An 11,166-nucleotide genomic window follows, 5' to 3' on the forward strand; every position below is an offset into this window, starting at 1 on the left:
AAATCCTACGACTATGGTACTATTAGCAGTAAACTTTGACAATCTGCATCAGATACTCCAGAGTCTGTATGTGGATATGATGCCCCTCTGTTCGCAGATGACGGGTGTCGCCAAAGGACTTGCCGGATTGGGTGCTCTCTTCTATGTCGCCTATCGTGTCTGGCAGTCGTTGGCAAGAGCCGAGCCTATAGATGTCTTTCCGCTCCTGCGTCCCTTTGCTCTCGGATTGTGTATCATGTTCTTTCCGACCTTGGTGTTGGGTACACTCAACAGCGTAATGTCGCCCATAGTGACAGGAACACACAGAATCCTTGAAACGCAGACCTTCGATATGAACGAGTATCGCAAGCAGAAGGACAAACTGGAATTTGAGGCTATGAAACGCAATCCCGAAACGGCCTACCTTGTGGATAAGGAGTCCTTTGACAACAAGCTCGATGAACTGGGAGCGTTGGATGCTATTGAGGCTTGCGGAATGTATGTGGATCGTGCGATGTACAATATGAAAAAGGCTGTTCAGAACTTCTTCCGTGAACTGTTGGAATTGATGTTCAATGCCGCAGCCCTTGTCATAGACACGCTGAGAACATTCTTCCTCATCGTCCTCTCGATACTCGGACCTATATCCTTTGCGATAGCCTGTTGGGACGGTTTCCACGCCTCACTCACGCAGTGGTTTGTCCGATACATAAGCATCTATCTGTGGCTGCCCGTAAGCGACCTTTTCAGTAGCGTGCTTGCACGCATACAGGTACTGATGCTACAGAAGGACATAGAGCAGTTGTCCGATCCCAACTTCATCCCTGACGGGTCGAATGCGGTCTATATCACCTTCCTCATTATAGGCATCATCGGATATTTCACCATTCCGACAGTGGCCAACTGGATAATCCAGGCTGGCGGCGGTGCAGGTAACTACGGCAGAAATGTAGCCCAGACAGCAAGCCGCACGGGATCGATAGCAGCAGGTGCGACAGGTGCCGCCATCGGCAACATCGCAGGAAGATTACTTAAACGATAACCTATTAAACAGTATTCAAATGGAATTCAAATCACTTAAAAACATCGAGACCGGCTTCAGACAGATACGCTTCTTCGGCATTGCCTACCTCTTTGTCTGTGCTTCACTTGTGGGCTTCTCGCTTTGGAAGGCATACAGCTTTGCCGAGGCACAACGACAGAAGATATATGTCCTTGACGAGGGCAAGTCGCTGATGCTGGCTCTCTCGCAGGACTTGGAGCAGAACCGTCCTGTGGAGGCAAGGGAGCATGTGAAGCGTTTCCACGAACTCTTCTTCACGCTTGCACCCGACAAGAGTGCCATCGAGGGTAATATCCAGAGGGCTATGTTCCTAAGCGACCGCTCGGCATACGAGCACTACAGCGACCTTGCGGAGCAGGGATATTACAACCGTATCATCTCGGGCAATGTATCGCAGCGTATCGAGGTGGATAGCATAAGCTGCAACTTCAACCACTATCCCTACGAGGTGGTGACATACGCAAGACTATCCATCATCCGCGAGAAGAGTATCACCGAGCGTAGCCTTGTCACCAAAGGGCGACTGCTCAACTCCACACGCAGCGACAACAATCCTCACGGATTCATCTTCGAGGCGTTCCGTGTGGTGGAGAACAAGGACCTGAGAGTCTATGACAGATAACATAATTATTCACCATTAACATTTACAGCGATGAAAAAGTACATTCAGAGAATCAAGGATTCAATCAACAAGTCTTGGAACAACAAGACATCGAAGACCAAACGCCTTATCATCTGTGTCCTTATGCTGGCATATATGGGATTGGCTCTCTATGTAATCTTTATGCCTGCTCCCGATTACAGGTATGAGGAGTATGTCAGAAGTGAGCCGCCTGCCACCAATCTGATTATCGAGGAGGAGGCAGCTCCTGCCGACAGCCTCTCGGATGAGAAGATACGGGAGATGGAAGAGTTCTTTAACCAATTTAATTCAGAGAGCTATGAGTAACGATGCAAATGCTCTGAAAAGAAAGGAGCAAATCAAGAAGTGGCTTATATATGCCGGAATGGGACTTTTATTCCTCGTTTCCATGTATTTTATCTTCAAACCATCAAAGGAGCAGGTGCAGGCAGAACAGCAGAAGGTGGGCTTCAATGCCGAACTTCCCGACCCGCGAGGTGCAGGTATCGAGGCGGATAAGATTACCGCCTACGAGCTGGAGGATATGCGTATCAAGCAGGAGCAGAAGATGCGTACCCTTGAGGACTTCACGGCAATGACCACTGATGACAAGGAGGAAGAGGTAGTCGAGATACCCGAAGAGCCGAGATACATAGGTGGTAGCAGTTCATCCTATCGTAGTGGCAGTAGCAGTCGGAGCAATTCGTTCTCCACATCCACATCTGCTTACAACGATATCAACGCCACACTCGGCAGTTTCTACGAGCAGCCGCGTGAGGATCCCGAAAAGGAGGCTCTGAAAGCGGAGCTTGAAGAGTTGAAGCAGTCGATGGCACAGCAGCAGAACAGCCAGCCGACATATGCCGACCAGGTGGCACTCTTGGAGAAGTCATACGAGCTTGCAGCGAAGTATATGCCCGGCAATGCCGCCACCTCCGAGGGCGCAGCCGAGGAGGTGGAGAGCACCACACGAAGCGGTAAGGCCAAGGCTCAGCCCGTAGGTCATGTAACGACTCCCGTTGTGTCGGCACTGGCTCAGCCTGTGAGCGACTCGGTGATGATAGCACGCTTGTCGCAATCCGTAGGCGGTGGCTTTCACACTGCCGTAGGCGAAGCACCGAAGCAGACAGCACGGAACACCATCAAGGCGTGCGTGCATGGCGACCAGACCATCATCAGCGGTCAGAGTGTGCGGCTCAGGCTCATGGAGGATATGCGTGTCGGGAAGCATGTACTGCCACGAAACACCCTTATCACGGGAGAAGGCAGCATCAAAGGCGAAAGGCTCGACATCGAGATTCTTCAGGTGGAGCATAACGGAACAATCATTCCCGTAGAACTTACCGTCCACGACAATGACGGACAGGCGGGAATCTTCATCCCCGGCTCCATGGAGGCAAGTGCAGCAAAGGAGATGGCGGCAAATCTGGGACAGAACCTCGGAACGAGCATATCCATCACCAACCAGTCTGCCGGAGACCAACTGCTATCCGAAGTAGGTCGCGGTGCCATACAGGGTGTGTCGCAGTATATCTCCAAGAAGATGCGTGAAGAGAAGGTACACCTCAAATCAGGATATACCCTGATGCTTTATCAAAACAATCAATAACCTATTAAAACATTAAAGACATGAAAAAGATTTTTGTAATGCTTGCCCTCACGATGGGCGTTGTAAGTGCCAATGCACAGTCGGTTGATTCAACCGCAGTAACTAACACGGTAGCCGGCGATGTTACACTCACTACGGACATCTATCCGCAGCAGGAGGATGGTGACATCTATCACGGGCTGACAAAGAAGCTGACCTTTGACCGTATGATACCTCCTTATGGCTTGGAGGTGACATACGACAAGACTACCCACATCATCTTCCCTGCCGCAGTACGCTATGTGGATCTTGGCTCGCCAAACCTTATTGCTGGCAAGGCCGATGGCTCGGAGAATGTGATTCGTGTGAAGGCTACAGTCAAGAACTTCCGCGATGAGACCAATATGTCGGTGATTACCGAGAGTGGCAGTTTCTACACCTTCAATGTGAAGTACTCCGATGAGCCTCTGCTCCTGAATATCGAGATGAAGGACTTTATCCACGATGGCAGTGAGGTGAACCGTCCGAACAATGCTCTCGACATCTATTTGCAGGAGCTTGGCAGTGAGTCGCCGAAGTTAGTACACCTTATCAGCAAGGCTATCCACAAGGACAACAAACGCCACATCAAGTACATCGGCAGCAAGGCATTCGGCATCCAGTATCTGTTGCGTGGACTATACACCCACAATGGCTTGCTCTACTTCCATACTCAGGTGAAGAACACATCGAATGTACCATACGAGGTGGACTTTGTGACCTTCAAGATTGTGGATAAGCAGGTGATGAAGCGTACAGCCATTCAGGAGCAGGTCATCTTCCCTCTGCGTGCCTATGACTATGCCACAAGCGTTGCGGGCAACAAGGATGAGCGTACCGTATTTGTCTTTGACAAGTTCACCATCCCTGCCGACAAGGTACTTGTAGTGGAGATGCACGAGAAGAGCGGTGGCAGACACCAGACCTTCACCGTGGAGAGTGAGGATATCGTAAGAGCAAAGGTTATTAACGAGCTTAAAGTGAAGTAGTATGAAGAAGTATCTGTTTCTACTTGTTGCAGTCGTATCGCTTGCCCTCTCGTCAGGGCAGGCATACGCCCAGCGTTATCTCCCGAAGATGATGGGTGTGGAACTCAGAGGCGGCTTTGTGAATGGCTCGAAATCTCCGCTCAACTACTATACGGGAATAGCGATGTCGGGATATACCAAAAAGGCAAATCGCTGGGTGGTGGGTGCAGAGTATCTGCTCAAGAACTACGACTATCGTGGTACATCTGTTCCGCGTGCCCAGTTCACAGCCGAAGGCGGTTACTACTTGAAGTTCCTGTCCGATCCTACAAAGACCTTCTTCCTCTCCATCGGTGGCTCTGCTTTGGCAGGCTACGAGACGGTGAATTGGGGCGACAGGCTATTACATGACGGCTCTACGCTGCTTGCCAAGGATGCCTTCATCTATGGCGGTGTCATCACCCTTGAATTGGAGAGTTATATAACAGACCGTATTGTCCTGCTTGCCAATGTGCGTGAGCGTGTCCTCTGGGGAGGCTCACTCGGCAAGTTCAGCACTCAATTCGGCTTAGGTGTCAAATTTATAATCAATTAAAAGCGTTATGAAAAAGTTATTTTCCTATATGATGGTTTGCGGTGCCATGATGACCGCAGTATTGGGCTTCACATCTTGCGAGGATGACCTTGATGTTCAGCAAGCCTATCCTTTTACAGTTGAGACAATGCCCGTTCCCAAGCGGATAGTCAAGGGCGAGACAGCGGAGATACGCTGCGAGATTGTGCGTGAGGGCTATTTCTCAGATACACGCTACACAATCCGCTACTTCCAACCAGATGGCGAGGGAACGCTCCGTATGGATGACGGAATGGTGTTGTTGCCCAATGACCGTTATCCGCTTGACAGAGATGTGTTCCGTCTGTACTATACCTCGGATTGTGAAGACCAGCAGACTATAGATGTCTATTTCGAGGATAACCACGACCAGCTCTATCAGCTCACTTTCACATTCAACAATGAGACAAAGGATGAGGAGGAAGAGCCTACTACGGAAACAACTCTGACACCTATCGGAACAATCGTCTCTCCAATCAACATCAATCCTTAACCAACGGTGGCAGACACTCGCTTGTCGGGTGTCTGCCACCATAACCAATCGCAAAAAGAGAATCTATGAGAATAAAGTTGATGATTATATGTCTGACATTGCTTTGCGGATATGCCAAGGCACAGACACGAGGTGGCGACTCTTCGCCACCACTACCCAAGGAGATTTCAGCGGAATTGTTCGATAAGGCGGTAGCACTTATCAAGGAGTTTGAGGGATGGCACTCGGCAAAACACTATCCATACATCGGTTATGGGCATAAACTTCTGCCACATGAGAACTTGACAGCCGATATTACCGAGGAACAAGCGGATTCGTTACTCAGAGCCGACCTATTGGAGCGATACAAATATTTCCGACAATATGGGAAAGATGCTCTGCTGCTAACGGTGTTGGCTTACAATGTGGGACATTCACGCTTGCTTGGCTATGGTAAACGCTCGAAGAGTAACCTTATCAAGAAAATAGAGTCCGGCGACAGGGATATCTACGAGGAGTATATCTCGTACCGTTGCTATAAGGGCAAGCCAATTCCCAGCATCGAACGCCGCAGAAAAAGAGAGTTTCAATTGCTGTATATACCATAAAAGTAAATGGCGGCTGCTTGGTTGAGTAGTCGCCATTGGTATTATTATTTATTCAGTCTTGAGGCTTATTGTATTGAATATGGTTATTCCATAAGTTCATTAATAATTTCTCTGATTGCGTCTATCCCGATCACAGGCTCATTGGTCACCTGATGGTTGGTTGCATTATCATGGTACAGGCTCACGATTGCATCTACATCGTGGCCATTAAAGGCATCTACCCATTTGCATACTACTTCTTTTGGTCGTAACATCATGATTTCCTCCATATATCTTTGTCTACTGTTTTCATTATACAATCTTCATGTAAAAAAGCAATTCCCCCATGAAAACAGGAATTGCTTTTTTATGTAGACTTGAGACAGTTATACTGAAGATTTGAACATAGGCTTACAATTCACGCCGCTTCCACTGATTCAATGCAGCAACGATACAAGCACCCACAACAGCGAATGTCAAAACGATAAAGGAAAGTCGGAATCCGTGCAGTGCCACCTCATACACATCGTAGTAGCGCAGAGGGGTCAGGTAATCCAAAATTTGATTTTCTGTGTATTCGGCTGTAAAGGCCAGAGCATAGGCAGCCAGCATGGAAATCGTACCTGTCCTCACCGCAGCCTTATAGGACATAAACAGGCTGGCAAACAGCAGCCCCAGAGCGAAAAAGAGGAACTGGGTAAAGAACATTCCCATGGTTGTGGTGAGCACTGCTCCCGGCTGTTCCAGACCGCCCAAAGGAAGAACGATTGTAAAATAATTACATAAACCGCTGAACAGGGCAAACACCAGCAGATTTACCGCCGAAACGATCACCTTCGCCAGTACAATGGTTTTCCGTTCCACAGGCTTTGTGAACAGGTATTCCGAGGTTCCGAACTTCTTTTCCTTCGCCACACAGGACAACCCCAGAGACATGGCATAAGGGAACGCCAGCAATCCTTCCCAGAAATAGATGCACACATACCAGCCAAGGGATGTGGTTAAATCGCCTTTGACCCCAAACATAATCATGATCAATCTCGGAAATTGGCTGACCATCGTTGCCATTTCATTCAGACTGTCCTGTAGAGACAGAAGCTCAAAATAGCAGAAACCGCACAGAAGCAGCATGATCCCTAACCAGATCAACAAGAGCCTTCTGGTTTGGCGGAACTCATTTTTAATCAATGTTTTCATGTTTGCACCCCCTTATGAACGAAACTGAATGTCTTTTTTCAGAAAGACACCGTAAGACAGCACCAAAAACAGGGTAACCAGCAGCACGCCCCAGCCAAGATAGGTCATATCATAGAAGCCAGTTTCGGAAATTTTTGCAGCTCCAAAGAAGGAGTATGGGGACAGGAAACTGATAGCCCGGTTACTGATGATGTTGGAGAAGCTGGTTATGCAATACTCCACAAACACGACTAATCCGGCGGTCAGCAGTGGGCTACGGTTGCGGGGAAACAAAATTCCCACCATCAGACCCATTGCAGCAAAGAACAGCGTAACAAGGGTGAGGGACAGAGCAATCAGAAAAAACTCTCCCCATGGAGTTCCGGAACGAAACATTGCCATGGCCAAAAAAGAAGCCAGCAGATACGCAGCACCTACGACCACCACTCCGATCAATACAGTCAATGCCTTTGCCCAATAGATTGTTTTCCGAGGAAAGGGCTTTGTAAACAGGTATTCCGAAGTTCCTTCCGTACATTCTCTGGTGTGAACGGAAATGCCGAAGTGCATTCCGAAAACGCCGGAGGCAATCATGAAAAAGCTGGTCAGGAACCCATAAATGCCCAGCGAAGAGGTTAGGTATTCCATCGATACGCCGACACTCCTGTAAAAGTCCGTGGTGCCCATGGTTTCAAAGAGTTCCACGGAGGCAGCATCCAGAAAGCTGTAATAAGTCGGTGTCATCAAAAAGATACACACAGCCAAGGCGATAGCCCAGCCCAGGATATAGGTTCGATGCCTTTTCAGTTCATATTTCAAAATGACCATACCTGACACCTCCTTACTCATAGTAGTGCATGAATATTTCCTCCAAAGAGGGCTCTTCCAAAAGCACATCGTCCAAATGCAGCAGGTGAAGCTTGTCGATGATCGCTGTGATATTGCCGTTATACATAAAGGAAACAGAGGTCTTGTCAGGACTCTCGGTGTAGTTGGCAATGCCGGGCAATCCCCAGAAGTCACGGGGAATGGTTGTTTTGACGGTGATTCTGACCTTTTTATAGCCGCTTTCCCGAAGCTCTTTGATGGACTGAATGCCCACGAGCTTGCCTTCTTTTAAGATTGCCACCCGGTCACACAGCTTCTGTACTTCGCTGAGGACATGGGATGAGAAGAAAATGGTGGTTCCCCGGCTGTTCTCCTCCTTCAGAATATCGTAGAAAGCCTGCTGGATCAACGGGTCTAAGCCGCTGGTAGGCTCGTCCATAATCAGCAGCTTGGGCGAGGTCATGATGGCAGACACAATCCCCACCTTTTTCTTGTTACCCAGAGACAGGTCTGCTATTTTCCGGGTCAAATCCAGATTGAGGCGCTCAGAAAGCTCATACATTTTCGTTTCGCAGTCCCTGCCGTACAGGTCAGCGGTGTATTGCAGCAGTTCCCGTACCTTCATGTTTTCATAATAGCTGTTCTCGCTGGGAAGGTAGCCCACATCTCTGGCAATGACACTGGCCTTGGTCTGGCAGTCCAGACCGAAAATAGAGGCGTTGCCGCCGCTGGGATGGATCAGGCCCATCAGCGTGCGGATAGTGGTGGATTTTCCTGCACCGTTGGGGCCAATGAAGCCGAAAAACTCGCCCTCATTCACCGAGAAACTGAGGTCGTTGATCCCCCGATGTGTTCCATAGTGCTTGGTCAGCTGGTTTAAGACAATTGCTTGCTCCCTCATTTTTGATACTCCTCCTTATAACCTTAATTCCGCAACACTATAATTTAACTTTATTTATAAGTTCCTGAGCAACAAAAAGTTGCCCAGGATTTTGCCATGTCAGAATTTTCACTTATCTTAGTGTTGCAAAAAGAAAACAAGCGAAAATCGTAACAAGGCGCTGCAAAGTACAAATAAAATTCGAAAAACTCACACCTTTTGGAGGAATTTTTTCAATCATGGAGAAATTTGACTCCATGCTTTCACCCGTTATCGACTCAACACTGGGTCAGAGATGCAGCAGTATCTTCGGATATCAGTTCAGCGAGATAGTCCGTTCGCTGATGAGCGTTTATTTCTGTGGCGGCTCATGCGTGGAAGATGTAACGTCACAACTGATGCGCCATCTCTCGTATCATCCTACCCTTCGTACATGCAGCTCTGATACCATCCTCAGAGCCATCAAGGAACTGACACAGGAAAACATCTCCTATACTTCCGACCAAGGCAAGACCTATGATTTCAATACTGCAGACAAACTCAACACATTGCGGGTCAACGTAAAAAGTTGAGGGATTTCATTTTCATGCATATAATTTTGCTAGTCTGAAAAGGAAAAAATCTTTATCTTTTACCCCTCTGAATTGTGCTCTGAAAGCCTTGATTTTAGAGTTGAAACTTTCCGATGCAGCATTTGTAGAACGCTTGTCAAAGAAGTTTAGAATTCTCTCATAATGCATATATATGGTTCTCACAACCTTTGCAAATGCTGTAAACCCGCTTCTCTCCACCCTGTCATACCACTTTGCCAGCATTGTGTATGCGACACCTTTGGATTTTGCGCAGTGATAAACCTGACCCAGCCCCATCGCCAGATAATATGCCTTCCTGATATCCGGATACTCACGGAAAAGTATCCTTGCCCTTTCCTTCTGCTCATTGCTCCATAGGCTCTCTTTCTTGTAGAGCAGATAAATGCTTCTTACCAGCAACTGTGCTCTTGTATCCCCGTTTTCAAAAACGGCAGGCTGATAGGTCCTTCCTTGTACCTTGGCTTTAAGTATTTCCCTGTTCTCTTCGTCCAGTGCTTCCCACCTTGCCTTGATGCGCATGTCTTGCAACGCCTCAAATGCCAGCTGTTGTACATGAAAACGGTCTATGACCTGCCTTGCTACGGGAAAACATGTGGAGGCTATCTTCGCCATATTGGCAGCCATATCAAGAGTTATCTCCCTTACCTGGAAGCGACGCCTACGTGAGAGTTGCAATAACACCCTGCATACATCTTCAGTGCGAGTACCCTTGATGATTGCTATAATGGAACCCTTGCCGCCTTTTCTTTCCTTATTTATGAGAACCGTGTAAAGTTCTCCGCGTGAGAGGCATACCTCATCCAGTCCCACGTATGCACCAATGTTCTTCTCAAAGAGAATCCAATCCGATGCATGAGGCAGCTGCTCCCAGTCATGGTATCCGCTCAAATGGTCACGGTACTGGCGCTCCAGTTTATCGCCGTCGACTCCGTAAAGAGTGCCTATAGTCTTGCAGCTTACGGGAAGATCATCTACATATCTCTTTTAAAAAAGACGCGAATTCACGCGTCATGGATGTGCCTGAGGCTACCAGTTTCCAATTACGGGAAATGTACTTGCCTTCCGGTTTCAAGATCCAACGTCTGCGGCGAACATTGAGAAATACCTGCTTGCCACGAATGGGAAAGTCCTGAACAACTGTTGGCTCGAAGAATCCTTTACTCTCGGTATCTTTGCCGGAATACTCGGAGGGTACGATGTTCTTTTCTTCAAGGTAGATAACTATTTGGGTTGAATCCTCATGTACATTTACAACATCAAAATAATCAAGTGTGCCTGTAGGAAGCAGAAGGGAGTAACCGTCTTTTTGCATAGTCTTTGAAATTTGTTGACAGCAAAAATAAACATTTATTTTTTACCCCTCAACTTTTTACGTTGAGCCCACATTGCTTATAAACGCTTTGGTTTCTACAGGCGAGTTGAAGGAAATTGAGGAATACGATGTTGACTTTGACCATCAGTTCCTTGAAACGGAGAAGTATGATGCAAAACCGACCTACAAAAAGTTCCTCGGCTACAGGCCTGGCGTATATGTTATCGGTGACAAGATAGTCTATATCGAGAACAGCGATGGTAACACGAATGTGCGTTTTCATCAGGCAGACACCCATAAGAGATTCTTCGCTCTTCTGGAATCCCAGAACATCCGTGTAAATCGCTTCAGGGCAGACTGCGGTTCCTGCTCGAAGGAAATCGTCAGTGAGATAGAGAAGCATTGCAAACATTTCTACATCCGTGCCAACCGATGCAGTTCGCTCT

Annotated in this window: 14 protein-coding genes and 2 pseudogenes; 10 read left to right on the forward strand and 6 right to left on the reverse strand. The window is 47.9% G+C overall.

Annotation, left to right across the window (positions count from 1 at the left end; genetic code table 11):
- Positions 1-13: 13 nt before the first annotated feature.
- The 8 genes from traJ to IR173_RS15395 all read left to right on the forward strand — a co-directional run bounded on the left by traJ (position 14) and on the right by IR173_RS15395 (position 5,952).
- Positions 14-1,021 carry a conjugative transposon protein TraJ gene (gene traJ, locus IR173_RS15360; protein WP_007664651.1) on the forward strand — a complete coding sequence of 336 codons (1,008 nt, stop codon included), beginning with the start codon at positions 14-16 and terminating at the stop codon, positions 1,019-1,021.
- A 19-nt stretch (positions 1,022-1,040) separates the two neighbouring features.
- Positions 1,041-1,664, forward strand: coding sequence for a conjugative transposon protein TraK (gene traK / locus IR173_RS15365; protein ID WP_195342532.1), 624 nt, complete (start codon positions 1,041-1,043; stop codon positions 1,662-1,664).
- A 30-nt stretch (positions 1,665-1,694) separates the two neighbouring features.
- Positions 1,695-1,991, forward strand: coding sequence for a hypothetical protein (locus IR173_RS15370; RefSeq protein WP_237040404.1), 297 nt, complete (start codon positions 1,695-1,697; stop codon positions 1,989-1,991).
- Positions 1,984-3,273 (forward strand): conjugative transposon protein TraM, encoded by a 1,290-nt coding sequence (traM, locus tag IR173_RS15375; protein ID WP_237040405.1) that lies wholly within the window; start codon positions 1,984-1,986, stop codon positions 3,271-3,273. The genes IR173_RS15370 and traM overlap by 8 nt, the downstream gene beginning before the upstream one ends.
- A 20-nt stretch (positions 3,274-3,293) precedes the next feature.
- Complete coding sequence (gene traN, locus IR173_RS15380; RefSeq protein ID WP_237040406.1) at positions 3,294-4,280, forward strand: conjugative transposon protein TraN; 987 nt, start codon at positions 3,294-3,296, stop codon at positions 4,278-4,280.
- A 1-nt stretch (position 4,281) separates the two neighbouring features.
- The gene (locus tag IR173_RS15385) at positions 4,282-4,854 is read left to right on the forward strand and encodes a conjugal transfer protein TraO (RefSeq protein WP_237040407.1); all 573 of its coding nucleotides are present in this window, start codon (positions 4,282-4,284) and stop codon (positions 4,852-4,854) included.
- 7 nt (positions 4,855-4,861) lie between these two features.
- Complete coding sequence (locus IR173_RS15390; RefSeq protein ID WP_237040408.1) at positions 4,862-5,365, forward strand: DUF3872 domain-containing protein; 504 nt, start codon at positions 4,862-4,864, stop codon at positions 5,363-5,365.
- 65 nt (positions 5,366-5,430) lie between these two features.
- Positions 5,431-5,952, forward strand: coding sequence for a glycoside hydrolase family protein (locus IR173_RS15395; protein ID WP_237040409.1), 522 nt, complete (start codon positions 5,431-5,433; stop codon positions 5,950-5,952).
- A gap of 83 nt (positions 5,953-6,035) precedes the next feature.
- On the opposite strand, the gene IR173_RS15400 is transcribed toward IR173_RS15395, so the two are convergent.
- The 4 genes from IR173_RS15400 to IR173_RS15415 form a co-directional block, all read right to left on the reverse strand.
- Positions 6,036-6,221: a nuclear transport factor 2 family protein gene (locus IR173_RS15400; RefSeq protein ID WP_237040410.1), complete on the reverse strand. Its 186-nt coding sequence runs from the start codon at positions 6,219-6,221 to the stop codon at positions 6,036-6,038.
- 121 nt (positions 6,222-6,342) lie between these two features.
- On the reverse strand, positions 6,343-7,128 hold the full coding sequence (locus IR173_RS15405; protein ID WP_008726796.1) for an ABC transporter permease subunit: 786 nt from the start codon (positions 7,126-7,128) through the stop codon (positions 6,343-6,345).
- Between the two features lie 12 nt (positions 7,129-7,140).
- On the reverse strand, positions 7,141-7,956 hold the full coding sequence (locus tag IR173_RS15410; RefSeq protein ID WP_202576743.1) for an ABC transporter permease subunit: 816 nt from the start codon (positions 7,954-7,956) through the stop codon (positions 7,141-7,143).
- Positions 7,949-8,836: an ABC transporter ATP-binding protein gene (locus IR173_RS15415; RefSeq protein WP_074708919.1), complete on the reverse strand. Its 888-nt coding sequence runs from the start codon at positions 8,834-8,836 to the stop codon at positions 7,949-7,951. Before IR173_RS15415 ends, IR173_RS15410 begins: the two co-directional genes overlap by 8 nt.
- A 218-nt stretch (positions 8,837-9,054) precedes the next feature.
- Here IR173_RS15415 and IR173_RS15420 point away from each other — a divergent pair.
- Positions 9,055-9,375, forward strand: a pseudogene (locus tag IR173_RS15420) (IS1380 family transposase); the annotation flags it as partial.
- Between the two features lie 24 nt (positions 9,376-9,399).
- Here the strand turns inward: IR173_RS15420 and IR173_RS15425 are convergent.
- Positions 9,400-10,353, reverse strand: a complete 954-nt coding sequence (locus IR173_RS15425) for an ISAon1 family transposase (protein WP_449580498.1) — start codon at positions 10,351-10,353, stop codon at positions 9,400-9,402.
- A gap of 22 nt (positions 10,354-10,375) precedes the next feature.
- On the reverse strand, positions 10,376-10,720 hold the full coding sequence (locus IR173_RS15430) for an ISAon1 family transposase N-terminal region protein (protein ID WP_237040411.1): 345 nt from the start codon (positions 10,718-10,720) through the stop codon (positions 10,376-10,378).
- 70 nt (positions 10,721-10,790) lie between these two features.
- On the opposite strand from IR173_RS15430, the pseudogene IR173_RS15435 reads away from it, so the two are divergent.
- Positions 10,791-11,166, forward strand: a pseudogene (locus IR173_RS15435) (IS1380 family transposase); the annotation flags it as partial.

It is taken from the genome of Phocaeicola faecalis, from assembly GCF_021730445.1.
GTDB classification, from domain to species: Bacteria; Bacteroidota; Bacteroidia; order Bacteroidales; family Bacteroidaceae; genus Phocaeicola; species Phocaeicola faecalis.